Below are 24,686 nucleotides of genomic sequence, written 5' to 3'. Positions count from 1 at the left end.
ACCATAAAATTGTAAAGATTTGACCACTGAAAAAATTATACTATGATAAAAAAGATTTTATTCCTTTTTGGCCTGGGGCTGTTTCTATATAGCTGCGCCAGTGTGCCGGTAACAGGAAGGACTCAGCTTAACCTTGTGCCTAATTCTGAGATCCTGCCTATGAGTTATGATCAGTACCAGCAGGTACTAAAAGAAAACAAGGTTTCTACTAACCAACAGTATGTAACCATGGTAAAGTCAGTGGGTAAAAAAATACAAGCTGCAGTGGAGCAATATATGGCTCAAAATGGCATGTCTTCTAACCTAAATGGGTACTCGTGGGAGTTTAATGTAATAGAGTCTGATGAAGTGAACGCCTGGTGTATGCCTGGTGGAAAGGTGGCTTTCTATACAGGGATTATGCCCATCTGTAAAGATGAAACTGGCGTGGCTGTAGTTATGGGCCATGAGGTGGCTCACGCTATAGCCAATCATGGTAGAGAAAGAATGAGCGAATCACTAGTGGCCAACTTAGGTTTAACATCTTTAAGTGCGGCATTAGGGGAGGATCCAAGCCTTACCAAGCAGCTACTTTACCAGTCTGTAGGTATAGGAACTCAAATAGGAATGCTTAAATTTTCCAGAACACATGAGTCTGAAGCAGATCATATCGGTTTGATATTCATGGCGATGGCTGGTTATAATCCCCAAGAAGCGCCGGTATTCTGGGAACGTATGGAGGCCAATAGCAGTGGTAGCAGACCGCCAGAGTTTTTATCTACTCACCCACACCCGGCTACAAGAATAGCAGACCTGAAAAAGGAAATGCCTGAAGCTATGAAGTATTATAAAGCAGGGAACTAAGGGAGGACGAAGCTTAAAAGTAAAAAGGCTGTCTCATTCATTTTGAGACAGCCTTTACTTACTTATTGAAAGACGCAAATGCTTTCAGTTTTATCTCTGTAAGCCGCCTCTTGGTATCTTGCGGAAAATCGCCATTCATCATCCAGTTATAGTAGTTAGGCTCAGATTTAAGTACTGTAGCCACTGGCTGGTTACGGTGTTTGCCAAAGTTAAAGCAAGCCACACCTTCTTTATTAAGAATAATCCTTCCAGCTAGATCTACCATATTAGAAGAGGTAAGTGCATGAAGCTTTTCCATGTCATTTTCAATAACACCCAGCTTGTTGCCTAAATTGTCTACCACTTCCTGGCCTTCATATTTTACCACTTGAGCCTCTAGTACTGCTAACGTGGCTAATGTATCAGCCTCTGCACTATGCGCATCAGTAAGCTCTTTGTCACAATAAAATTTGTAAGCAGCAGATAGTGTTCTCTTCTCCATCATGTGAAAGATTTTTTGAGCATCTATAAGTTTTCTTTTGCTTACGTCGAAGTCTATACCTACTCTTAAAAACTCCTCTACTAGCATAGGCACATCAAACTTCAGTATGTTGAAGCCGGCTAAGTCAGAACCTTCCAAAAACTTGGTGAGGCTCTTAGCTATGTTCTTAAAGGTAGGTGCATCCTTTACATCCTCATCGTATATTCCATGGATAACACTGGTCTCCGCTGGAATAGGTACAGTGGGATTTATTTTATTGGTCTTAATAATAGTTTCTCCATTAGGCATCACTTTCACCACAGATATCTCAATGATTCTGTCATTCACTACACTGGTTCCGGTAGTTTCCAGGTCAAAAAATGTTAATGGATTTCTTAATTTAAGCTTCATGAAGCAGTTTTAGTTTATAATTTCTGTAGCTAATTCTTCGTAATTCAGATGGTTAAACGTTCCTGAGCTCATTAAAAGCAGGTTTTTGTCTTTCCAGTTCTGATCTTTCAGATATGCCATTAATTCATTGCTGTCAGTATATACCTTCAGGTTTCTTTCATCAAAGGCCTTTATAATGTCCTCTTTGCTGATAGGCTCCAGACCTTTGTGAGCAATCGTATCCGGGTTATAATAAACGATAGGTTTATACGAATATTTCATGCTTCCCTTATACTGAGACAGAAAGCTCTTGTTAAGACTGCTGAACGTATGTAGCTCAAGGCAGGCTACCAAATCTCTTTCTGCATATTGCTCTCTAAGTGCCAAAGTTGTGGCTTTTACCTTTGAAGGTGCATGAGCAAAGTCTTTGTAGACAGCGGTTTGCTCGTTTTGCTTCACAAGCTGCAATCTGTTATGCGGACCTTTAAAAGATTCAATGGCATCATAAAACTCTTCTTCAGAGATACCGATTTTTTTCAGTACTTCTTTAGCGCCATTGATGTTTTGTAGGTTATGCTTTCCAAATATCTTGATAGGAATATTCTCTTTTCCGTTAATCAGATAAGTGGTCCCATTTTCTATTACGTAAGGGTGAGTGTTGTAAGCAATTTCATGTACATCTTCACGCCCTTTAGCTCCTATTACTGTAGCCATAGGATCTTCCTCGCAGTACACCAAAGTACCGGCCTTTGGTGAGGCATCTGCGAATTTGTCAAACTGGCTTACATAGTTTTCTTCAGATGGGAATACGTTAATGTGATCCCACGCTACTCCACTGATAAGACCAATGTGATGGTGATACTTTAAAAATTTAGGAGTGGAGTCTATAGGAGATGATAAGTATTCATCACCTTCTATAATAATGATAGGAGCATCAGTAAGCTGTACCATCAATTCAAAGCCTTCCAGCTGCGCACCTACGGCAAAGTCGAACTTGCGTTTGAAGTGCTTCAATACATGGATTACTATTGAGGTGATGGAAGTTTTACCATGACTACCTGCTATTACCACTCTCTGCTTATCTTTAGATTGCTCGTAAATATATTCAGGGAATGAGTATATCTTTATTCCTAGTTCTTTGGCCTTTGCTAATTCCGGGTTGTCCGGCTTAGCGTGCATTCCTACTATAACGGCATCAAGGTCGTTGGTAATTAAATCGGTTTGCCAGCCTTCCTGCTTAGGAAGTAAGTCGTATTTCTTTAGTTTACTGTATGATGGTTCGAAAATTTCATCATCAGAACCACTAATAGTATACCCCTTTTTATGCAGCGCAATAGCGAGGTTGTGCATTATGCTACCGCCTATGGCAATAAAGTGTATGTTCTGCATATTTTCTTTCTGTAGGTTCTTTGATTAAAGGTCAAAATTAAGATAAAAATTATAAATGGATGCTAAAAATCTACCTTTAAACAGATGTGGATAAAAATGTGGATAACGATATTTTTTGTTTATAAGTGAATGAGTTTTCAACATTTTGCGTTAGGCATTTGTGGATAGCGTAAAATTGCAATGTGGATAAACTGTTTAAGCAGTGTAAGAATTTTCCAAATATGGCATAGAATATAACCTTTTCTGTATACTGTTTGCAATTTTTGCAGCAATGCACACCGAATTGGTAGTGGCAGAAATTCTTTTTACGTTTGAAGCTAGAATCAGTTGAACTAATCAAATAGCAACCACTACATGGAAAATAATTCGTCTCTCAGAGTAGGGCTGAAGCCAAATCGTATGGCGCGTGATGTAAACGATGGTTTGGGGAAAGTTCCTCCTCAGGCAATCGATCTGGAAGAGGCAGTTTTGGGTGCGTTAATGCTTGAAAAAGACGCACTTACCACCGTAATTGATATTCTAAAACCAGGTAGTTTTTATAAGGATGCTCACAAGGAAATTTATAATGCCATTGTGGAGCTCTTTAATAACTCGGAGCCAGTAGATATGCGTACTGTGGCTAATCAGCTACGTAAGAACGCCAAGCTGGAAATGACGGGGGGATCTTATTACCTGGCTGAGCTTACGTCTAAGGTAAGTTCTGCGGCTAACGTAGAATTTCATGCGCGTGTAATAATTGAGATGTCAATTAAACGTGAATTAATTCGCGTATCATCTGAGATTCAGCACGATGCTTATGAAGATACTACTGATGTATTTCAGCTGTTAGATAAAACAGAATCATCTCTTTTCGAAATCTCTGAAGCTAACATCCGAAAGAACTATGATAACATGCGTTCTTTGATGGCTCAGGCTATTCAAGAATTAGAGGAAAGGAAAAATCATAAAGACGGACTTACCGGGGTGCCAAGTGGCTTCTCTGCTTTAGATAGAGTAACATCTGGCTGGCAAAGAACTGACCTTGTGATCATTGCGGCTCGTCCTGCGATGGGTAAAACCGCATTCGTAGTTTCTGCACTTAGAAACGCGGCCGTAGACTTTAACCATGCTGTGGCTATCTTCTCACTGGAGATGTCATCAGTACAGCTGGTAAACAGGCTTATCTCTGCTGAGGCAGAGCTGGAAAGTGAAAAGATTAAAAAGGGAAACCTGGCTGATTATGAGTGGCAGCAGCTAATTCATAAAACCAATAAGCTAAGTAGTGCCCCAATATTTATAGATGATACTCCGGCGCTTTCCATTCTTGAATTAAGAGCGAAGTGTAGACGTCTTAAAGCTCAGAACGACATTCAGCTGATAGTTATTGACTACTTGCAGCTGATGAGTGGAGACTCTGGTAAAGGTGGGGGTAACCGTGAGCAGGAAATTGCATCCATATCCAGGGCGCTGAAGCAGATTGCAAAAGAGCTTAACGTACCGGTAATTGCACTATCTCAGTTAAGTAGGGCCGTGGAAACCAGGGGTGGAGATAAGAGACCACAGCTTTCGGATTTGAGGGAATCAGGATCAATTGAGCAGGATGCGGATATGGTAATGTTCCTTTACCGTCCTGAATACTACGGTATTACTGAAGATGAGAATGGTATGCCTACCACGGGTACTGGTGAAGTAATCATCGCGAAGCACAGAAGTGGTTCATTAGAAAACGTTAGTCTTAAATTTATTGGTAAATACACCAAATTCGCAGATTTGGATCCAGGAGGCTTTGCTGGCGGAGGATTCCCTGATGCTGGTGGTATACCTGCAGAGTTTGACGATAGTCCTGGTACTATCACTTTGGGAAGTAGATTAAACGAGGATAATGGCAATTCTTCAGGCGGTGGCTTTGGTTATAGCGGTCCGGATGAGGACGATGCTCCTTTCTAAGATTTAAATTTTATATTAAAAATTCTTTCTAAGCTGATCATTAACATTATGGTCAGCTTTTTTTATCTTTAATGAGCGCAGAATAGTATGATTTGATCATGAATAATGGTCAGGAATTACACTTATTTTGCTTGGTTGAAATAAAATAATTGGAATTTTTAATATAAATCGATGAAGGCATTAGTTTTAACTTCTCCGGGAGCAATTGAGATTATAGATATAGACAAGCCAAAGTGTGGTGAAGGTGAAGTATTGGTGAAAATGCAGGCCGCCGCTTTGAATAAAAGAGATCAGTTTATTCGTGAGGGTAAATACCCCAACATTGAATTGAACTCTGTATTGGGCTCAGACGGAGTGGGTGAAGTTGTAGAGTTGGGTGCTGGTGTAGATAAGAAATGGTCTGGCCAGCAGGTAATTATTAATCCTAACCGTGATTGGGGCCCCGATAAGGATGTGCAAAGCCGTGAATACTCTATTCTGGGCATGCCTTCTCATGGTACTTTTGCTGAATATGTAAAAGTGCCAGCTAATAGAATTCATAGAATGCCTCAAGGATTGTCAGCTGAAGAGGCCGCGGCATTACCTTTAGCTGGTCTTACCGCATATAGAGCCTGTTTCCATCATGGTAAGATTACGCATGGGGCTCATGTGCTTATCTCAGGTTTTGGTGGTGGAGTTGCTCAGTTTGCCTTTCAGTTTTCCATTGCGGTAGGTGCTAAAGTTTATGTTACCAGCGGCCGTCCTGAAAAAATTAATATGGCTCTGGAGATGGGAGCTGCCGGTGGGTTCAATTATAAATTGCCTAACTGGTACAAGAATCCTTGGCAAACCAAAGGCGGTTTTGACGTAGTGATTGATAGTGCTGGAGGAGATCAGGTAAATAGTTTTCTAAAGATTATGAGACCTGGTGGCAGGGTAGTTTTCTATGGCGCAACTAACGGCCTGCCGTCATCCATAGACCTCTACAGAATGTTCTGGAACCAGATCACACTACAAGGTAGCACCATGGGTAATGATACTGAATTTGTAGAAATGCTCAGGTTCGTAGAGAAGCATGACATTAAGCCATTGCTCAGTTCTGTGAAGCCTTTTGATAATATTGTAGAGTCATTTAACGAAATAGCTAAGCCATCCAAAATGGGTAAAGTGGTCGTTAAATTTTAGTTTAAATAAAAGTGTTTAATGACTTGAATATCAAATAATTAAAACTTGAATTGCTAAATTTTTTAGTAAATATTTAATCATCAAATAAGAAGTTATTATAAGCATTTTGAAGTTCACGAAGTAGTAAGGAATTGTTTTGTTGTTTGGCCAGCTCAATTCCTTTTACAAATACTTTTTCTGCTTTATCTCTATCTTCCAAATCCAGGTAAAGGTTAGCCGCGTGGTAGTAGGTAGCTAAGTAGTCAGGGTGATCATTGAGCAAGACCTCATAATATTCCAGTGCTTTGTCCGTATCAGATTTTCTATATTCTGTGGCCAGCGCATAAAGAGTGAAGGCATCGTTTGGATCTTCTTTTAAAAAGTCAAGTAGTTGATTTATACGGTTAGAATTCATTATTATACAATTTTTATTTGGTTCATTATTCGTTATCTTCGCTGCAAAAATAATAGCATACTAATAACTACTATAAAAGCCTCGAAATAAATGAAAATACTAGTTTGTATAACACATGTGCCTGATACAACTTCACGTATTGCTTTTACCAATGGCGATACTGAGTTTGATAAGAACGGCGTACAATACATCATTGGGCCTTACGACGACTATGCATTAGCCAGAGCCGTAGAGCTAAAAGAGCAAAGTGGTGGATCTATTACTGTTTTAAACGTAGGAACTGCAGAAACAGAGCCTACAATAAGAAAAGCTTTAGCTATTGGTGCTGATGAGGCTATCAGAGTTAATGCTGAGCCTACAGACTCTTTCTTTGTAGCCAAAGAAATAGCTCATGTAGCAAAAGATGCTGGTTATGACCTGATCCTTATGGGAAGAGAATCTATCGATTTCAATGGCGGTATGGTTCATGGTATGGTAGGTGAGCTTTTAGGTTTGCCATCTGTTTCGCCTGTAATGACTTTGGATATAGAAGGTGATACAGCCAAAATGACCAGAGAGATAGAAGGAGGTAAAGAAAATATTGAGGTTAAGATGCCGTTTGTTGCTGGCTGTCAGGAACCTATTGCAGAATGGAAAATACCTAATATGAGAGGTATTATGTCTGCCAGAACAAAACCTTTGAACGTAGTGGAGCCATCAGTTTCTGAGCAAAGTACTAAGCTTGAGAAATATGAAATGCCACCTGCTAAAGGTGATGTGAAAATGGTTGATGCCGATAACGTAGCAGAGTTAGTTAACTTGCTTAAAAACGATGCTAAAGTAATTTAAGGGTATTAGTCTTAATCAACAATCAGAAAAACCAATCATTATGTCAATATTAGTTTTTGTAGAAAGTGCTGAAGGCAAGGTGAAGAAAACTTCTCTTGAGGCTGTAGCTTATGCAGCAGCTATGGGTGGAGATGTTACTGCTTTAGCTTTAGGTAATAATATAGATCAGTCAGAGCTTGAGTCTTTGGGTAACTTCGGTGCCTCTAAAGTGCTTCATGCTAATGATGAAAAATTAAATCAGGGTGTAATCCAGGCTTATGCTACGGTAATCAGCAAGGCTATGGAAAGTGCTGGCGCTGAGGTGCTTGTGCTTGCTAATTCATCTTTGGGTAATCCCGTATCTGCCAGGGTGGCTGTTAAATTAGATGCCAGTTTGGTTTCTAACGTAGTAGAATTACCGGACACTAACGGAGGATTTAAAGTGAAGAGAAGCATTTACACTGGTAAAGCATTTGCCAATGTAGAGCTTACAAAAGACAAGAAAATTATAGCTATCAAAAAGAATGCTGCAGAAGTGAAAGAAACAGGTGGTTCTGCCTCTGTGGAAGCCTTCTCAGTAGATTTGGGTGATAGCGAATTTGATACTAAAATCACCAGTACTGATAAGGCTACGGGTGAAGTGCTTTTACCAGAAGCAGAAATTGTAGTTTCTGGCGGAAGAGGATTGAAAGGTCCTGAAAACTGGGGCATGATCGAAGATCTTGCCAAAGAACTAGGTGCCGCTACCGGTTGTAGCAAGCCAGTATCTGATATGGACTGGAGACCTCACCATGAGCACGTAGGACAAACTGGAGTAAAGGTAAGTCCGCAATTATACATTGCTGTTGGTATTTCAGGAGCTATACAGCACTTAGCAGGGGTTAACTCTTCTAAGTATATTGTAGTGATCAATAAAGATCCTGAAGCGCCATTTTTCAAAGCAGCTGACTACGGTATAGTAGGAGATGCTTTCGAAGTGGTACCTAAATTAACTGAAGCAATTAGAGCAGCCAAGTAATAGGTGGATAAGATAAAATTAGAAATATTAGGTCTGTCATCTAGTCAATCACAGTCGGGCTCTTTTGCTCTGGTACTGGGAGAAACTGATGGAAGTAGAAGATTGCCGATCATCATTGGAATGTTCGAAGCGCAAGCTATAGCAATAGAGATAGAGAAAATTATCCCTAATAGACCCATGACACATGATTTGTTTAAGTCATTTGCTCAGGGGTTTGATTATAAGGTAGAAGAGATAGTAATCTCTGATCTTAAGGAAGGGGTTTTCTTTGCAAAGATTATGTGTAGCAACGGTGAGAAATCAATAGAAATTGATGCCCGACCGTCTGATGCCATAGCTATAGGTCTTCGTTTTGATGCACCCATTTATACATATGAGGCAATTTTGGCAGAAGCAGGTATCGTGCTTACAGATGAGTCTGAAGATGATATCGCTGAGATAAAAAGTGAAATAAAGTCATCTGAGAAGAAGGAGGCTAAGAAAGGTGATGATCTAAAGAACCTTTCTATAGATAAGCTAAACGAGATGCTGGATGATGCCATAGAAAAAGAAGACTACGAAAAGGCAGCTAAAATAAGAGACGAATTAAGTAGAAGAAACTAATATTTACTATATCAAAAAGGTCTTTCCTTAACAGAAAGGCCTTTTTATGTTTTTACTAATACATGGATTACATAAGAGGATTTGTAGGGCTAATAGTGTTAATAGCTATTGCCTTTCTGTTTTCAAAAAATAGAAAAGCTATTGATTGGAAACTCGTGGGAGTAGGGGTATTGTTGCAGTTGGTATTTGCGATACTAATCACTAAAGTGGGCTTTGTTGAAGACATGTTTTCATGGATCAGCGGTAAGTTCGTTACCTTTTTGAGCTTTGCCTCAGAAGGTGCTAATTTCTTGTTCGGAGATCTTACAAAAACAGAAAAGTTCGGTTTTATCTTTGCCTTTCAGGTGTTACCAACCGTAATTTTCTTCTCCACCGTATCAGCAGGGTTGTATTACCTGGGGATATTGCAGAAAATAGTTTTCGGTATTGCCTGGATTATGTCTCGCACCATGAGATTATCAGGGGCAGAAAGCTTATCTGCTGCGGGTAATATCTTCCTGGGGCAAACAGAAGCGCCTCTTTTAGTAAGACCATTCGTTAAAAATATGACTACCTCTGAGTTGATGTGTCTTATGACCGGAGGTATGGCCACAATCGCTGGTGGTGTTTTAGCCGGGTACGTAGCCTTTCTTGGTGGCGATGATCCTGTAGAGAGAGCTAAATATGCCGCTTATCTTTTAAGTGCTTCTATCATGAATGCACCTGCAGCCATAGTGCTTTCTAAAATTGTAATGCCAGAAGACAGACCAGAAGATATCGATACTGAAATCAGAGTAAGTAAAGATAGTCTGGGTGTAAACCTTATTGATGCGCTTGCCAGAGGAGCTTCTGATGGTGTAGGTTTAGCCATCAATATTGCTGGTATGCTATTAGCCTTTATCGCCATTATTTACGCTTTAAACTGGATCTTGGTAGACGGTATTGGTGACATTACTGGACTTAATCAATATGTAGTTGAAAGCACCAATGGTGTATTCCAGGGATTCTCTTTAGAATATATATTAGGACAGATTTTCAGAGCCTTCGCTTTCATTATGGGAGTAGATTGGGATGAAACCATTAAGGTGGGTAGTTTACTCGGTCAGGAGGTGGTAATCAATGAGTTTGTAGCTTATCTAAGTCTGGCAGATATGAAGGCCACAGGCGTGCTGAGTCAAAAGGCTATTGTAATCTCTACTTATGCTTTATGTGGTTTCGCTAACTTCAGTTCTATTGCTATCCAGATTGGAGGTATAGGTGGTATGGCTCCAAACCGACAAGGCGATTTATCACGTCTGGGTATGAGGGCACTATTTGCGGCTACCCTGGCTACTATGATGACGGCCACAATAGCGGGAGCATTATTTGGGTAGTTCTTCGTATGGACATTTTCAGCTTTAATGTGTTAACTTTAACGTATGTCTGAAGTTGTCAAACAATCACCCCAGGAAGTATTAAAAAAGTATTTTGGCTATAGCTCCTTTCGCTTAAAGCAAAAGGAGATTATAGACCATGTGCTGGATGGTAATGATACCCTCGTGCTTATGCCAACCGGGGGTGGTAAGTCATTGTGCTATCAGGTGCCAGCCTTGGTGATGGATGGTGTAACAATTGTAGTTTCACCATTGATAGCCCTGATGAAAGACCAGGTAGATGCTTTAAGAGCAAATGGTATACCTTCAGCTTATCTTAATTCTACACTTACAGTAGAAGAACAGTCAAACGTCTTTTCTCAGCTTCGTGGTGGCCAGCTCAAACTTTTGTACTTGGCTCCGGAAAGACTCATAGGAAAAGGAGATGATTTTCTTGATTTCCTTAAAACTATCAATTTAGCTTGCATAGCTATAGATGAAGCTCACTGTATATCTCAGTGGGGTCATGACTTCAGACCGGAGTATACGATGCTCTCCAAATTGAAGGAGACCTTTCCTAATTTACCGGTTATTGCGCTTACGGCTACTGCAGATAAGCTCACCAGAAAAGACATTGTACAGCAGCTAGGTATTCCCGATGCCAGGGTATTTGTGAGTAGTTTCAACAGAACAAACATCAAATACCTGGTGCAGCCAAAGAGGAATAGCTACGAGAACTTAGTTAGCTTTCTACAGGCCCACCCTGATGATTCAGGTATTATCTATTGTTTGTCCCGGGCTTCCGTTGAAGATCTGGCTGAGCGGTTGAAAGAGGATGGTTTTGATGCGTTACCTTATCACGCAGGGTTGCCTAGAGAAAAGCGAGATGAACATCAGGATCTTTTCATTAATGATAAAGTAAAGATTATCACTGCCACTATTGCTTTCGGTATGGGTATAGATAAATCCAACGTGCGTTTTGTGGTGCATATGGATTTGCCTAAAAATATAGAAGGTTACTATCAGGAAACAGGTAGGGCAGGTAGAGATGGTCTGGACAGTGAAACACTACTGTTCTATAGTTATGCTGATGTAATGAAGCTGAAAGGCTTCGTCCAAATTGACAACAATCCCGAACAAACGGCTGTCTTATTAAAGAAGCTAGACGAGATGGCCGAATTTGGTGACCTCAGAACCTGCCGCAGACAATACCTTTTAAAGTATTTCGACGAAGATGCTCCCGGAGAATGTGGTAACTGTGATGTATGCCTGGCCGAAGATGAAAAAATAGATGGTACTACCATCGCACAAAAGGCCCTTTCGGCAGTAGCACGTTTAGACCAGCGCTTCGGGCAAGGTTATGTTATTGATTTTCTGAGGGGCTCCAAATCAGCCAAGATCAGAGATCAGCATAAGACCCTAAAAACCTATGGAGTAGGCGCCGACATGAGTAAGGAGGAGTGGGGACATTTCATTCGAGACCTCATCTACCTCGGGTATCTGCAAAAATCCAATGGTGAATACCCTGTTTTGGAATTAACGGAGAGGAGCAAAGATGTGCTGCAAGGTAAGGTGAATGTTAAACTCACCGCAGTGAAGGATCCTATGCAAGGCATCGTTAAGGAGGAAGCTCCACCACCATATGAAAAGCCTCTTTTTGAGAAACTAAGAGCCCTAAGAATTGAGTTCGCTGATAAGGAAAATGTACCGCCTTATGTGATATTTTCTGATGCTACTTTGCAGGAGCTGGCCACCTATCTACCCATGGATAATGCAGGCCTAGAACGTATTTCCGGTTTTGGAGAGGTGAAAATACAGCGTTATGGAGATGCCTTTTTGAAAATGGTACAGCAGTATTGTGAAGAGAATAATCTAAGTACTGCCATTCATAATAAGCCGGCTAAACGAAAGAAAGCCAAAAAGAAAAGTAAGTCAAAAGGTACTTCATTGGAGTCTTTGGCGCTATACAAGGAGGGTTTAACCATAGAGCAAATTGCTGAGAAAAGAGGGCTAGTGGCTACAACCGTTGAGAACCATCTTACCAGCTGCATTGCTTCAGGAGACTTGGATGTGAAAGTGTTCGTTTCTGATGAATTATATAATGAAATACAACAGGCCATCTTAAAAACAACTGATCCTGGACTAAAACCGATTAAGGAAGCGCTTAGAGATGATATTACCTATGCTCAGATTAAGGCGGTAGTTAGTCATTTAGAGTTCAAACAGGAGTATGGTCAATCTTCTTAGGAAGGAAACCTATATCTGTCTCCGTACACATCTTCTATATATTGAAAATAGGTGAATAGCTTATAGTTAAGCTCCAGGCCATAAGCATTGTAATCTATTCTCATTTCAAAAGGATAATTCTCATCTTTGAAATAGGCACTATTGCCTACCAAACTATTCCAGGAGGCTACATAAACCTGATTCTTTTGCTCGTAATAGTTGAGTGAGTAGTAATTGGCTGGTTTCGCATACCGGGTCATCCAGCGGTCATAGCCAGGATCGATGATGATGAGTTCATACTCGCCGTCCTCATTTCTCTCAGATAGTATGTTTGAACCCTGGGTTCTTTGTCCATAAGGGTATGAGCCGCAAGACAGAATCAAAAATAGGATAGGGGTGAGGAGAATAGAATTTTTCATGTCAGTGGTTTATATCTTAACATGAAAAAGAGTGTTAAAGTTGAGGTGGAAAAAAAGAAGGTGCCTCACTAATGGCACCTTCCCTGAATATATGAGTTAAACAAAATTCAAATTGGGTTTAGGAGACGCTGCCAGCATCTCATCAGTAGCAAAGTCCTTGAACTTCTCAAAGTTCTTGTTAAAGGCCTCTGCCAGTTTGTTAGCCATAGCATAATATCCTTTGTCATCTTGCCAGGTTTCTCTTGGGCTTAGCACCTTTGAAGGTACGCCCGGACAAACTGCTGGTATTTCGAAATGGAATATGGAATGCTTTCTGTAACCTGCATTTTCTAATGCACCTTCTAGGGCGGCATTGATCATGGCTCTGGTGTATTTTAGCTTCATACGGCTCCCTTTTCCATAAGGTCCACCAGTCCAGCCAGTATTTACCAACCAAACGTTTACTTCATGCTTGTCCATCTTTTTACCTAACATCTGAGCATATCTGGTAGGGTGAAGCGGAAGGAAAGGAGCTCCAAAGCAAGCGCTAAATACAGTTTGTGGCTCAGTAACACCCGCCTCAGTTCCAGCTACCTTCGCCGTATATCCGGAAATGAAGTGGTACATGGCCTGACCTTTATTCAACCTGGAGATAGGAGGAAGCACTCCGTAAGCATCACAAGTAAGGAAAAATACGTTTCTTGGAATGCCACCTACTGAAGGCTCTACAGCATTTTCAATATGATATATCGGGTAGGCTGTACGCGTATTTTCTGTTACGCTGGTATTTTCATAATCTATTGATCTGGTTCCTTCATGAAAACGTGTGTTTTCCACAATAGCACCGAATTTTATGGCGTCGAATATCTCTGGCTCTTTATCTCTGGTAAGGTCTATTACCTTAGCATAACAGCCCCCTTCGAAGTTGAATACATTCTTTTCTGTCCAGGCATGCTCATCATCACCAATTAGGCCACGGCTGCTGTCTGCAGAAAGGGTAGTTTTTCCAGTTCCAGAAAGGCCGAAGAAAATGGCAGTATCCAGTGAGTCATGCCCAATGTTAGCAGAGCAGTGCATTGGTAATACCTGATTCTCAGTGGGTAATAGGAAGTTAAGTACAGAGAATATACCTTTCTTCATTTCACCGGCATAGCCTGTTCCTCCAATAAGAATCATCCTTTTAGTGAAGTTGATGATGGCAAAATTGTCTTGTCTGGTGCCATCTACGGCAGGGTCTGCCTTAAAATCAGGATCACATATAATGGTGAAGTTAGGCTCAAATTCCTGTAGCTTGTAAGACTCTGGCCTTAGGAACATATTATGGCAGAACAGGTTTTGCCATGCTTTGGTGTTTACCACCCTAAGTTTAAGTCTGTAAGTTTTATCAGCACCTGCATAAGCATCTCTTACATAGAGGTTCTTGTCACGCAGGTTATCTATCATTTTTTGATGTAATGCATCAAATTTATCAGCATCAAAAGGGATATTGATATCTCCCCACCACACCTCATCTTTAGTAAGGTCATCTTTTACTATAAACCGATCTTTAGGAGACCGTCCTGTAAAGCTCCCAGTGTCACACATGAGTGCCCCCGTATCCGCTAGCTTACCTTCACCGTTGACCAATGCCAGTTCTACTAACTCAGCAGGAGTCTGATTCCAGTATACATTACCAGAAGTAGATACTCCAATAGATGAAAGGTCGTGAATTTTTGGTTTAAGCCCTGTTTCCTGCATAAAATTCAAACAATTAAAAGATTATTACATGATTTCATAAGATGAGGCAAAATTAGGAAATAAATTGTACCACAAAGAAGATATCTGCTAAATTTCAATCGTTTGCGAAATTAATTTTAAGTTAATTTATTATGGGAAATCGAATTCAATGAAAATTTGTATATGTAGCTTAACAGTGTTAGCTTTAGCGGTATTTTGTAAAAATATTAGATCAGAAATATGTCGAACGTATCAGTTAGTAAATCTCCCAGTGAAAGAGAGCTGTTAGGACACCCGGTAGGACTATATATATTATTCTTCACCGAGTTGTGGGAGCGCTTTTCCTATTACGGAATGCGAGCATTATTCACCTTATTTTTAGTTGCGGAAACTACATCCAGTAATGCAGGTTTTGGATGGACCAATGAAGAAGCCTTGGCCTTGTACGGCTGGTACACCATGTTGGTATACGTTTCTTCAATCCCTGGTGGATGGGTGGCTGATAGACTCCTGGGACAGAAAAAGACTGTAATGGTAGGTGGTGCATTGTTATGTATCGGTCATGCTATTCTGGCACTTAACTCAGAAACGTCATTCTATGTAGGATGTTTATTCATTATTTTAGGTGTGGGAGGTCTTAAGCCAAATATATCTTCTATGGTAGGTGGTCTTTATAAAGAGAAAGATGAGAGAAGAGATTTAGGGTTCTACATTTTCTACATGGGTATTAACATTGGTGGTTTCATTGCACCAATTGCTTGTGGTTTCGTAGGAGAGAAAATAAACTGGCACTATGGTTTTGGATTGGCTGCCATAGGTATGTTTCTTGGTCAGGCAGTATATATCTGGGGACAAAAATATCTTAAGAATGTAGGAAACCTGATTTCCAAAAATGATGCAGCTGGTAAGGAATTGCTGGATAGACCACTTACTAAGATAGAGAAGGATAGAGTAGTGGTTTTGCTTCTATCATTCTTACTTATCATTTTATTTTGGGCTGCGTTTGAGCAAGCTGGTGGTTTAATGAACCTGTATGCTAAACAAAAGACTGACAGAGCCCTCTTTGGTTATGTAATCCCAGCGTCAGTTTTTCAATCGGTGAATTCATTTTTCATAATAGTCCTGGCTACGGTGGTTGGTCGTTTTTGGTATAAATGGAAGCAAAAAGGCAAAGAAGCCTCTTCATTATTTAAGATGGCTGTAGGTATCATTGTGATGGCCTTAGGTTTTGGTTTTATGAGTGCGGCATCAGCACAGTATGAAAGCACAGGATCATCTGCAATGTATTGGTTAATATTAGCTTACTTATTCCACACTATTGGAGAGTTGTGTGCATCTCCAGTATCTCTATCATTTATTACCAAACTTGCTCCTTTAAAATATGCATCCATGATTATGGGTTTATATTGGGCCGCTACCGGGTTCGGTAATAAAATAGCAGCCATGATCGGTGAGGCAGCTCAAGATTTAGGAGAGTTTGAAATATTCACTGGAATATTGATTATATGGACTTTAATAGGTCTGGTAGTAATCCTATTGTTAAAGCCATTGAAGAGATTAACACACGGAGCAGAAGATTTATCTCCAAACGTAGCTATCGAAGATGAAGGTTACTCAAGAGAAGATAAAGCTTGATAGCTTAAAATTCTAAAATTATAATGCCACTCTTCAAAGGGTGGCATTTTTAGTTTATAAAGATAATATCCCGTTCCTGTAATTTCCGGGTAATTGCTTGCTATGTCATCCAAACCTTTAATCTTTGCATTCGTTAGCCTCATAAAACTTTTTTTTCATCAACATGAAGAAACTCCTATCTATTATCATTTGCTTATGTGCTGTTACCAGTGCCTTTTCACAAAAGCCAGAAAAGCCTGATGCAGCTGAGATATTACTAAAACTTAACAAGCTTAACTTCCTGGGTAATGTGCTGTATATGGCAGCCCATCCTGATGATGAGAATACCAGGTTGATCGCCTACCTTTCTAATCAGGAAATGGCTAACACCGCTTATCTGGCACTAACCAGAGGTGACGGTGGCCAGAATCTGGTTGGCCCGGAGATTCGTGAAGGCCTGGGAGTAATCAGGACTCAGGAGTTACTGGCAGCCCGAAGGATAGACGGCGGTAAGCAATTTTTCTCCAGAGCTAATGATTTCGGATATTCTAAAAACGCCAAGGAGACCCTTGAAATATGGGATGAGGATCAGGTGCTTTCAGATGCTGTTTGGGTATTTAGAAATTTCCGTCCTGATGTAATCATTACCAGATTCCCTCCGGATGAAAGAGCGGGGCATGGCCATCATACCACATCTGCAATTATGGCTGAGCAGGCTTTTAAAGCAGCTGCCGATAAATCAAAATACCCTGAGCAGCTGAAGTATGTAGATACATGGCAGCCTAAAAGACTTTACACTAACACGGGTAGATGGTGGAACCCAAACATGACGGGAGAAGAGAAAGGTGTGCTTACTTATGATGTAGGAACTTACAGTCCGTTATTAGGTAAATCATATTCTGAGATAGCAGCCCTTAGCCGAAGCCAGCACAAAAGCCAGGGCTTTGGATCTACGGGTACCAGAGGAGAGAGCAAAGAGTTTTTGGAGTATGTAATGGGAGACCAGGCGGAGAAGGATATTTTTGAAGGCATCGACACCTCATGGAAAAGAGTGAAAGGTGGTGAAAAAGTAGGTGCTATCGTTCAAAAGGCTATTGATCAATATAATGCAGCTAATCCTGCAGCTATTATGCCTTTGCTTCTTCAGGCTAGAACTGAAATTTTAAAACTTCAGGATGAATTCTGGAAAAAGCAAAAGCTTCAGGAGATTGATCAGATTATCAAAGCGGCCAGTGGATTATACATTGAAGCAGTGGCTAACGACTATGCCTTCACACCTGGTGATCAGGTAGAGTTAAAGCTTGAGGTGATCAATAGATCAGCCCTTGATATAAAATTGAAAACTATCAATTATCCTTCAGGAAAAGATAATGCGGTGGATGCGGCCCTAACCACAAACAAGGATTTTGAATATTCAGAAACCATAAAAATTGCTTCAGATGCAGATTATTCAGATGCTTATTGGCTTAAAGAAGCAGGTACCTTAGGCATGTACAAGGTAGACGAACAAACGCTTAGGGGTAAGCCGCAGAATGATCCTGCACTTCAGGTAAAAGTGGCTGTTGAGATTGATGGTCAGGTGATTAACTATGACATTCCGGTAGTATATAAGTGGAATGACCCCGTGGCTGGTGAACAATACAGACCATTCGAAATCACGCCACCAGTATTTACTAATTTGGAAGAAGGCGTTTACATCTTTCCAGGAAATGAAGCCAAGAGCATCACGGTGAATGTAAAGTCAGTTGAAGATAATTTATCTGGCAAATTAAAGCTGAAAGCTCCAAAAGGCTGGAAAGTAAGTCCTGAGAGTTTTGATGTAAGCATTGATAAGAAGTGGGGCGAGTCACACTTCACTTTTCAGTTGTTGCCTCCCTCAGAGCAGAGCACGGGTGATCTAAAAGCGGTAGTAGAGATTAATGGCAAGGAGTATTGCCATGCTCTAACCAATATTAACTATGATCATATTCCTGCCCAGATGCTTATGATGCCAGCTACCTCTAAAGTGGTGAAGCTAGACATAAAAAAGAGAGGCCAATTGATTGGTTACATACAGGGTGCAGGAGATGCTATTCCGGCGGCTTTGAGAGAAATTGGTTATGAAGTGTGGGAAATGAACGACGCTGACATTACTCCTGATAACCTTCGAAAAATGGATGCCGTGATCTTGGGTGTAAGAGCATTGAACACCAACGAGAGAATTTCTTTTTACATGAATGATCTATTAGATTATGCTAAGAATGGCGGAACATTAATAGTTCAATACAATACTAACTACCGACTGAAGACCGAAAATTTCACTCCATATGCACTACAGCTTTCAAGAGATAGAGTAACAGAAGAAGATGCTGAGGTGAGAATTCTAAAGCCTAATCATCCGGTAATGAATACACCGAATAAGATCACTCAGAAGGACTTTGAGGGTTGGGTACAGGAACGTGGTTTATATTTCCCTGATAAGTGGGATAGTCATTATGAAGCCATCCTGTCTAGTAATGATAAAGATGAAAAGAAGAGCCCTAAAGATGGAGGGTTACTGGTAGCCAAATATGGAAAAGGTTATTACGTGTACACCGGATATTCATGGTTTAGAGAGTTGCCGGCGGGTGTGCCAGGTGCCTACAGACTGTTTGTAAACCTTGTTTCATTGGGTGGAGATAAACCACAGGATACGCAAGTGAACTCATCTAACGAATAATTATGGAAGATAAAAAGGAAGCTGAGAAGATACCTATTTTTAAATCCTGGAAAACCTGGTACTTCGTGGTGCTGGGCAATCTAATATTCTTAATCATCATTTTTTATCTTTTTACCAGCTACTTCTCATGAGTACCTTAGATTGGATTGTACTACTGGGTACACTTTTTCTTATTATTATTTATGGTATCTACAAGAGTAGGGGTAGCAGAAACATAAGCCAATACCTTAAAGGTGATAATTCTTTAAAGTGGGGTACCATTGGTCTTTCAGTAATGGCTACTCAGGCAAGTGCCATTACCTTTCTTTCCACACCAGGCCAGGCCTATGAGTCAGGAATGACCTTTGTGCAAAACTATTTTGGTTTGCCCATAGCTATCATCATAGTAGCGGCCATTTTTATACCGATCTACTATAAACTTAACGTTTACACGGCCTATGAATACCTGGAAAGCAGGTTTGATCTAAAGACCAGACTGTTAGGAGCATTTTTGTTCCTGGTGCAGCGTGGTCTCGCTGCGGGTATTACCATATACGCGCCTGCCATCATCTTGTCAACCATGCTGGGCTGGGACCTGACCTACACTATTCTCTTTACTGGAATATTGGTGGTGGTTTACACCGTTAGCGGTGGTACTAAAGCGGTGAGTATCACTCAGAAATATCAGATGGCAGTGATCATGCTGGGAATGTTTACGGCCTTTTTTATTATTATAAGCTACCTGCCAGAGAGCGTTTCATTTGCAAATGCACTACATGTAGCAGGAAGAATGGGCAAGCTGGATGTAGTTGACTTCTCTTTTGATCCTGAGAAACGCTACACCATCTGGACAGGACTAACAGGAGGTTTCTTTCTCGCACTGTCTTATTTTGGAACGGACCAGTCTCAAGTGCAGCGTTATATGGGAGCCAAGTCAGTAGCTGAAAGTCGCCTTGGACTTATCTTTAATGCCCTGCTTAAGGTACCGATGCAGTTTTTTATTCTTTTAGTAGGTGTAATGGTCTTCGTTTTCTATCAATTTGAGGAGCCGCCAGTGTTCTTTAAAACAGTAGAGATGGAGCAGTTGAGAACCAGTGAATATGGTAATGATGTAAAAGATTTAGAAGAACGGTATTCTGCTAATTTTGCAGAAAAGAAGTCTAATATTCAAAGCCTTGTAACAGCTTTAGATGCTGATAATGAAGTGGATATAGCCAATTATTCTGAATTGGTGAAACAAAATAAAGATACTGAAAAGGCTATTAGAAATGACGTTAAAGGCCTGCTGAAAGATTATGACGAGAATATAGAAACAAAGGATTCTGATTATGTCTTTCTTACTTTTATTGTCACTTACCTGCCAGAAGGAGTGGTTGGGCTATTGTTAGCCGTAATATTTTCTGCAGCCATGTCGTCGTCGTCAGGGGAGCTCAATGCCCTGGGGTCTACTACTTCGGTGGATTTTTACAAAAGACTTATTAAAAAAGAGGCCTCTGATAAACACTATGTCATTGTTTCCAAGCTATTAACTGCTTTTTGGGGAGTGCTCTCAGTCAGCTTTGCCCTGTTTGCCAGCCTATTGGAAAACCTGATCGAAGCGGTGAACATCCTAGGATCCATTTTCTATGGTGTTATCTTGGGATATTTCTCATTGCTTTCTTTATCAAATATATTAGAGGAAATGCCGTTTTCATTGCAGCTATCATCTCTCAAATTATAGTGATAGTACTGTTCTCAACCCTCAATATCAGCTATTTATGGTATAATGCCATAGGCTGCGTACTCGTGGTGCTGTTAGCCTTTGCGGCCCAAGTAGTGATGGGGAAGGGTAGGGAGATTTGAGTAATTAGATGTTAGTATTGAGTAGATAGATATTAGTATTGAGTAGATAGATATTAGTATTGAGTAGATAGATATTAGTATTGAGTAGTTAGATGTTAGTATTTAGTAAATAGATGCTAGTATTCAGCTATTAGTGTTGAGACAATGGTCCCGACTAAATAGATGAAAATACTGAGAATGAGGATAGATGGAATGTTCTGCGGGCAGGTAGTCAATACAGTTAGAACTACTCCGAGTCATCCTGAGCCCCGTCGAAGGGTAGACGATCGGTACTGCACTGAGGTTAAATGACCATAATCCAAATGGCTAATCATTCTTTTGTTAAAAATTGGTTCAGCTAGAATGGTGTATGAATAAATAATTAGATAATGAAAATCCAAATCCTAAAAGGCGACATCACCAAAATTGAAACAGAGGCCATTGTAAATGCGGCTAACTCATCATTGCTCGGCGGGGGAGGTGTAGATGGTGCCATCCATAGGGCAGGAGGTATAGCTATTTTGGATGATTGCATGAAAATTCGCAGTCGACAGGGAAAATGTGAGGTGGGAGAGGCGGTGATTACAACAGCGGGTAATCTGCCATCCAATTATGTCATCCATACCGTGGGGCCAGTATGGAATGGAGGAACTAAAGGTGAGCCAGAAAAGCTTCATGCCTGCTATGTTAATTCCTTGAAACTTGCGGAGGAGCACAATATTAAATCATTAGCCTTTCCAAATATCAGTACAGGCATCTATGGTTACCCTAAAGATCTGGCAGCAAAAGTGGCTTGGGAAGCAGTTAATGGATATCACTCTGAGATCATAGAAAAAGTAATATTTGTATGCTTTGATGATGAGAATTATCACCTTTATAGCTCTTTAAAATAGTTAAAGAACACTTTGATAAACTAGTTTTATGCTTATATCTAAACCTCATTTAATTCTAACCTGTTTTGTCCTACTTCTCACTTCTAATCTCTCCTTACAGGCCCAAACCAAGAAGGAATTAAAAATCAAGAAGAAGTATATCAATTTTCCTATTCAAGAGTCTGTGGATAGGCAGTTGGTCAACTTCTATTTAGATGGTAATAAGCTGACTTACAATAACATCCGAATAGCTAATGACAAGGTGGATTACTGGGTATTTATGGATGTTTCGAGATATAAAGGACAAAAAATGGCCTTTGAATTTCCCGCGAATGTAAAGGGTATTGAGCAAATTTATCAGGCTGATACTATTGCAGGGGCATCAAACATGTACCAAGAAAGGCTAAGGCCACAGGCACATTTCAGCTCGCGAAGAGGGTGGATCAACGACCCCAACGGCTTGGTTTATTATGATGGCGAATATCATCTGTTTTATCAGCATAATCCTTATGAGCGCAACTGGGTGAATATGCACTGGGGTCATGCCATAAGCACAGATCTTGTTCATTGGCAGGAGCTGCCAGATGTGCTTTCACCAGATAGTCTGGGCACCATGTTCTCAGGTACAGCTGTGGTTGATTATAAAAACACTTCTGGCTTCAAATCCGGGAAGGAAGATGTAATTGTAGCAGCATACACCACTGACAGTAGAGATAATGAGGTGCAATGCATCGCTTATAGTAATGATCGTGGCCGCACTTTCCAAAAATATGAAGGTAATCCGGTGATCGATACCAAAGAGAAATGGGGAACCAAGAATTTGAGAGATCCTAAAATATTCAGGCATGAGGCGTCTGGCAAATGGGTGATGGTCTTATTTGAAAAAACAGGAATGTCGTTTTTTAATTCTAACAACCTGAAAGACTGGACTTTTCAAAGTCATATCCTTGGCTTTTGGGAATGTCCGGAGTTCTTTGAATTACCAGTAGATGGTGATCAAAACCAAAAGAAATGGGTACTGTATGGTGCCTCGGGAACTTATATTCTCGGTTCTTTTGATGGGAAGACTTTCACTCCGGAGACCGATAAACTGCGTTATTTTAGAGGCTCCATGTATGCAGCACAAACCTTTAACAACATACCGGAGCAGGATGGCAGACGCATTCAAATAGGCTGGGGCCAAATACAGGAGCCAGACATGCCTTTCAACTCTATGATGATGTTCCCGACGGTGTTTACACTTCGCACCACAAGAGAAGGAGTAAGACTGTTTTCGGAGCCAATAGCTGAAATAGAGAAGCTTCATGAGAAGGCTTATACATGGAAAAACCTGACTAGAGAAGAGGCCAATGAGAAGCTTAAGGAACCAACGGGAGACGTATTTCACATAAGAATGAAAGTGAAATTACTAGATGGTATTGATTTTAGATTGAAATATAATGGCAACACTATTCTACATTATGACATGAACGGCAATAACCTCAATGGCCAATTCTATGGGGGTGATCATATAGAAAACCTGACCTTTTATTATGATATAATAGTAGACAGAACCAGTGTTGAGATATTTGCTGATCATGGTAAATTCAGTATAATTTCTCAACTTCCGGAAGCCAGGAATAACAATGGCTTTGAGTTTGAGAATGCTATAGAGGTTCAGCAATTAGAAGTTTATGAATTAAAGTCTATTTGGAAATGAAGCACCTGAAAAGCCTATGGTTTGTTGGTATAATCGCAATATTATCTGCCTGCGATTGCATTGTGTATCAATATGGAATAGTAATAGATTCCGAAACAGGGCAGCCCATAGAAGGTGCTGTAGTGAGGTTATCACACTGGCAGGATACGACTAGTAGTAATGGTGAATTCGAGATTGATGATATGACAAGTGTATGCCCTGATCATATTGTTTTGGTCCAAAAGGAAGGTTATAGAGACTTTGAAATAGAAGTTTCCAGAAATGAAAAGGGATATGAATATAGCGTAAAATCTGATTATGCCTATCACGAATATCCTGAGTCTGTGCCAAGTACATTTAATCCAAAAATTAAAGAAAATGGCTCTTATTTTAACTTGTATAGCACTGAGTTTAAAGCTAAAAGCCCTGATTCCATCACATTTGTAATGGTGAAGAAGAAGCATGGTATATAAAAGCCATGAGAGTTAGAATGCTCTCCCTAATCATCGTTTATAACGAGGATTCTAGAGAAAGGCATTTGTAATGCCGGCGTACTTAACCGTTAATGTGCAGCAGCCACAAAGGAGAAATTTGCAAATTGCTGTAAAGTTTAAGATGTTTAGAGGCGACTCTGAATTTTATGATAAAGTATGAAATCAATCCTCCTTATATTGCTTCTCACCACTACCAGCCTTTTTGCCCAGCAACAAAAACAATGGATTCAATCTTTAGAAAATGCTGATGAAGGAAGGTATGAACTAAAGCTAAGTAATCTACTATCTAAATATACTCATCATGATTTTTCGACTTTACTGATGCCTCAGTCTGAATTTTTAGGTTTCATCGGGTCTGATTATCGAAGAATTCATATTAACTATTCAAAAGTGTCGAAAGATGAAGATTTTCCTAACGTGTATCACCTAAAGGGTAGTACCACAGTATACAATAATACATGTGATTTCATTGGTTCTATAACTATAGAGCAGGTTAGAGAATTCAAACATATGTATTATGGCGTGGATAGTATGTATACTCATTTAGGCATGAAGGCGCAGGGAATAATTATCGCTTCCTATAAATTTAATGAACACCCTGAGCAGCAACATGTCGGTGTTTTCGAAGGTGTGATGACTCTGTGGTGGTATCTTGATAAGGCCGGTACTCTGCATTACTATAATTTGAATCAGCAGGCCGACGATTATAAGAACAATCAATACATTGGTACGTGGCGCGAATATGGTAAAGATGCGCCGAAAGTATGCAATTGGGGAGAATATAGAATTCCATTTTCAGGTGACCTGGATTTAGGTAAAGGTGAGTTTTCTGCTAATCCAAAGTATGAGGATAAAGGCTGGTGAT

At 40.3% G+C, this 24,686-nt stretch carries 21 protein-coding genes; 16 read left to right on the top strand and 5 right to left on the bottom strand.

Annotated elements, in window-relative coordinates:
- Positions 1–42 precede the first annotated feature (42 nt).
- Positions 43–843 (top strand): M48 family metallopeptidase, encoded by an 801-nt coding sequence (locus LVD16_RS18240; protein ID WP_233769717.1) that lies wholly within the window; start codon positions 43–45, stop codon positions 841–843.
- Between the two features lie 58 nt (positions 844–901).
- Here LVD16_RS18240 and LVD16_RS18235 read toward each other — a convergent pair whose 3' ends face one another.
- The gene (locus tag LVD16_RS18235; RefSeq protein WP_233769716.1) at positions 902–1,714 is read right to left on the bottom strand and encodes a 3'-5' exonuclease; all 813 of its coding nucleotides are present in this window, start codon (positions 1,712–1,714) and stop codon (positions 902–904) included.
- Between the two features lie 9 nt (positions 1,715–1,723).
- On the bottom strand, positions 1,724–3,082 hold the full coding sequence (locus tag LVD16_RS18230) for a UDP-N-acetylmuramate--L-alanine ligase (protein ID WP_233769715.1): 1,359 nt from the start codon (positions 3,080–3,082) through the stop codon (positions 1,724–1,726).
- A 354-nt stretch (positions 3,083–3,436) separates the two neighbouring features.
- On the opposite strand from LVD16_RS18230, the gene dnaB reads away from it, so the two are divergent.
- Positions 3,437–5,008: a replicative DNA helicase gene (dnaB, locus tag LVD16_RS18225; protein ID WP_370687614.1), complete on the top strand. Its 1,572-nt coding sequence runs from the start codon at positions 3,437–3,439 to the stop codon at positions 5,006–5,008.
- 171 nt (positions 5,009–5,179) lie between these two features.
- On the top strand, positions 5,180–6,172 hold the full coding sequence (locus LVD16_RS18220) for a zinc-binding dehydrogenase (RefSeq protein WP_233769714.1): 993 nt from the start codon (positions 5,180–5,182) through the stop codon (positions 6,170–6,172).
- A gap of 73 nt (positions 6,173–6,245) precedes the next feature.
- Here the strand turns inward: LVD16_RS18220 and LVD16_RS18215 are convergent, their stop codons facing one another.
- Entirely contained in the window at positions 6,246–6,566 is a 321-nt protein-coding gene (locus LVD16_RS18215; protein ID WP_233769713.1) for a tetratricopeptide repeat protein, read from the bottom strand.
- Positions 6,567–6,656: 90 nt separating this feature from the next.
- Here LVD16_RS18215 and LVD16_RS18210 point away from each other — a divergent pair, with 90 nt between their 5' ends.
- The 5 genes from LVD16_RS18210 (at position 6,657) to recQ (ending at position 12,572) form a co-directional block, all read left to right on the top strand.
- Positions 6,657–7,394, top strand: coding sequence for an electron transfer flavoprotein subunit beta/FixA family protein (locus LVD16_RS18210; RefSeq protein WP_233769712.1), 738 nt, complete (start codon positions 6,657–6,659; stop codon positions 7,392–7,394).
- Between the two features lie 40 nt (positions 7,395–7,434).
- Positions 7,435–8,391 carry an electron transfer flavoprotein subunit alpha/FixB family protein gene (locus LVD16_RS18205; protein ID WP_233769711.1) on the top strand — a complete coding sequence of 319 codons (957 nt, stop codon included), beginning with the start codon at positions 7,435–7,437 and terminating at the stop codon, positions 8,389–8,391.
- A 3-nt stretch (positions 8,392–8,394) separates the two neighbouring features.
- Positions 8,395–8,994 carry a bifunctional nuclease family protein gene (locus tag LVD16_RS18200; protein ID WP_233769710.1) on the top strand — a complete coding sequence of 200 codons (600 nt, stop codon included), beginning with the start codon at positions 8,395–8,397 and terminating at the stop codon, positions 8,992–8,994.
- A gap of 62 nt (positions 8,995–9,056) precedes the next feature.
- Positions 9,057–10,346 carry a NupC/NupG family nucleoside CNT transporter gene (locus tag LVD16_RS18195; RefSeq protein WP_233769709.1) on the top strand — a complete coding sequence of 430 codons (1,290 nt, stop codon included), beginning with the start codon at positions 9,057–9,059 and terminating at the stop codon, positions 10,344–10,346.
- Positions 10,347–10,391: 45 nt separating this feature from the next.
- Complete coding sequence (gene recQ, locus LVD16_RS18190) at positions 10,392–12,572, top strand: DNA helicase RecQ (protein WP_233769708.1); 2,181 nt, start codon at positions 10,392–10,394, stop codon at positions 12,570–12,572.
- On the opposite strand, the gene LVD16_RS18185 is transcribed toward recQ, so the two are convergent.
- A complete protein-coding gene (locus tag LVD16_RS18185; protein ID WP_233769707.1) occupies positions 12,569–12,970 on the bottom strand; it encodes a DUF6146 family protein in 402 nt (133 codons plus the stop codon). The two genes, recQ and LVD16_RS18185, sit on opposite strands and share 4 nt — an antisense overlap.
- A 96-nt stretch (positions 12,971–13,066) precedes the next feature.
- Complete coding sequence (gene pckA, locus LVD16_RS18180) at positions 13,067–14,686, bottom strand: phosphoenolpyruvate carboxykinase (ATP) (protein ID WP_233769706.1); 1,620 nt, start codon at positions 14,684–14,686, stop codon at positions 13,067–13,069.
- Between the two features lie 219 nt (positions 14,687–14,905).
- Between pckA and LVD16_RS18175 the strand changes: the two genes are divergently transcribed.
- The 8 genes from LVD16_RS18175 (at position 14,906) to LVD16_RS18145 (ending at position 24,685) form a co-directional block, all read left to right on the top strand.
- Positions 14,906–16,300 (top strand): peptide MFS transporter, encoded by a 1,395-nt coding sequence (locus LVD16_RS18175; protein ID WP_233769705.1) that lies wholly within the window; start codon positions 14,906–14,908, stop codon positions 16,298–16,300.
- A 163-nt stretch (positions 16,301–16,463) separates the two neighbouring features.
- A complete protein-coding gene (locus tag LVD16_RS18170; RefSeq protein WP_233769704.1) occupies positions 16,464–18,977 on the top strand; it encodes a PIG-L family deacetylase in 2,514 nt (837 codons plus the stop codon).
- A 2-nt stretch (positions 18,978–18,979) separates the two neighbouring features.
- A complete protein-coding gene (locus tag LVD16_RS27765; RefSeq protein ID WP_255697679.1) occupies positions 18,980–19,108 on the top strand; it encodes a hypothetical protein in 129 nt (42 codons plus the stop codon).
- On the top strand, positions 19,105–20,676 hold the full coding sequence (locus tag LVD16_RS18165) for a sodium:solute symporter family protein (RefSeq protein WP_306309324.1): 1,572 nt from the start codon (positions 19,105–19,107) through the stop codon (positions 20,674–20,676). Before LVD16_RS27765 ends, LVD16_RS18165 begins: the two co-directional genes overlap by 4 nt.
- A gap of 490 nt (positions 20,677–21,166) precedes the next feature.
- Positions 21,167–21,670: an O-acetyl-ADP-ribose deacetylase gene (locus LVD16_RS18160; RefSeq protein WP_233769703.1), complete on the top strand. Its 504-nt coding sequence runs from the start codon at positions 21,167–21,169 to the stop codon at positions 21,668–21,670.
- Positions 21,671–21,698: 28 nt separating this feature from the next.
- Positions 21,699–23,348 (top strand): glycoside hydrolase family 32 protein, encoded by a 1,650-nt coding sequence (locus LVD16_RS18155; protein ID WP_233769702.1) that lies wholly within the window; start codon positions 21,699–21,701, stop codon positions 23,346–23,348.
- Positions 23,345–23,800 (top strand): carboxypeptidase-like regulatory domain-containing protein, encoded by a 456-nt coding sequence (locus LVD16_RS18150; protein ID WP_233769701.1) that lies wholly within the window; start codon positions 23,345–23,347, stop codon positions 23,798–23,800. The genes LVD16_RS18155 and LVD16_RS18150 overlap by 4 nt, the downstream gene beginning before the upstream one ends.
- A gap of 177 nt (positions 23,801–23,977) precedes the next feature.
- Positions 23,978–24,685 carry a hypothetical protein gene (locus tag LVD16_RS18145; RefSeq protein WP_233769700.1) on the top strand — a complete coding sequence of 236 codons (708 nt, stop codon included), beginning with the start codon at positions 23,978–23,980 and terminating at the stop codon, positions 24,683–24,685.
- Position 24,686 lies beyond the last annotated feature (1 nt).

This window comes from Fulvivirga ligni, from assembly GCF_021389935.1.
Classification (GTDB): domain Bacteria; phylum Bacteroidota; class Bacteroidia; order Cytophagales; family Cyclobacteriaceae; genus Fulvivirga; species Fulvivirga ligni.
The sequence above is the reverse complement of the archived record's forward strand: the minus strand, read 5'-3'. Positions and strand labels throughout refer to the sequence as shown.

What these genes read in the sequence shown, in the direction of transcription:
- pckA (WP_233769706.1), bottom strand. Translation starts at nt 14,686, where the DNA reads ATGCAGGAAACAGGGCTTAAACCAAAAATTCACGACCTTTCATCTATT.
- LVD16_RS18240 (WP_233769717.1), top strand. Translation starts at nt 43, where the DNA reads ATGATAAAAAAGATTTTATTCCTTTTTGGCCTGGGGCTGTTTCTATAT.
- LVD16_RS18230 (WP_233769715.1), bottom strand. Translation starts at nt 3,082, where the DNA reads ATGCAGAACATACACTTTATTGCCATAGGCGGTAGCATAATGCACAAC.
- LVD16_RS18165 (WP_306309324.1), top strand. Translation starts at nt 19,105, where the DNA reads ATGAGTACCTTAGATTGGATTGTACTACTGGGTACACTTTTTCTTATT.
- LVD16_RS18185 (WP_233769707.1), bottom strand. Translation starts at nt 12,970, where the DNA reads ATGAAAAATTCTATTCTCCTCACCCCTATCCTATTTTTGATTCTGTCT.
- recQ (WP_233769708.1), top strand. Translation starts at nt 10,392, where the DNA reads ATGTCTGAAGTTGTCAAACAATCACCCCAGGAAGTATTAAAAAAGTAT.
- LVD16_RS18175 (WP_233769705.1), top strand. Translation starts at nt 14,906, where the DNA reads ATGTCGAACGTATCAGTTAGTAAATCTCCCAGTGAAAGAGAGCTGTTA.
- LVD16_RS18150 (WP_233769701.1), top strand. Translation starts at nt 23,345, where the DNA reads ATGAAGCACCTGAAAAGCCTATGGTTTGTTGGTATAATCGCAATATTA.
- LVD16_RS18205 (WP_233769711.1), top strand. Translation starts at nt 7,435, where the DNA reads ATGTCAATATTAGTTTTTGTAGAAAGTGCTGAAGGCAAGGTGAAGAAA.
- LVD16_RS18155 (WP_233769702.1), top strand. Translation starts at nt 21,699, where the DNA reads ATGCTTATATCTAAACCTCATTTAATTCTAACCTGTTTTGTCCTACTT.
- LVD16_RS18215 (WP_233769713.1), bottom strand. Translation starts at nt 6,566, where the DNA reads ATGAATTCTAACCGTATAAATCAACTACTTGACTTTTTAAAAGAAGAT.
- dnaB (WP_370687614.1), top strand. Translation starts at nt 3,437, where the DNA reads ATGGAAAATAATTCGTCTCTCAGAGTAGGGCTGAAGCCAAATCGTATG.
- LVD16_RS18210 (WP_233769712.1), top strand. Translation starts at nt 6,657, where the DNA reads ATGAAAATACTAGTTTGTATAACACATGTGCCTGATACAACTTCACGT.
- LVD16_RS18170 (WP_233769704.1), top strand. Translation starts at nt 16,464, where the DNA reads ATGAAGAAACTCCTATCTATTATCATTTGCTTATGTGCTGTTACCAGT.
- LVD16_RS18195 (WP_233769709.1), top strand. Translation starts at nt 9,057, where the DNA reads ATGGATTACATAAGAGGATTTGTAGGGCTAATAGTGTTAATAGCTATT.
- LVD16_RS18145 (WP_233769700.1), top strand. Translation starts at nt 23,978, where the DNA reads ATGAAATCAATCCTCCTTATATTGCTTCTCACCACTACCAGCCTTTTT.
- LVD16_RS18160 (WP_233769703.1), top strand. Translation starts at nt 21,167, where the DNA reads ATGAAAATCCAAATCCTAAAAGGCGACATCACCAAAATTGAAACAGAG.
- LVD16_RS18220 (WP_233769714.1), top strand. Translation starts at nt 5,180, where the DNA reads ATGAAGGCATTAGTTTTAACTTCTCCGGGAGCAATTGAGATTATAGAT.
- LVD16_RS18235 (WP_233769716.1), bottom strand. Translation starts at nt 1,714, where the DNA reads ATGAAGCTTAAATTAAGAAATCCATTAACATTTTTTGACCTGGAAACT.
- LVD16_RS27765 (WP_255697679.1), top strand. Translation starts at nt 18,980, where the DNA reads ATGGAAGATAAAAAGGAAGCTGAGAAGATACCTATTTTTAAATCCTGG.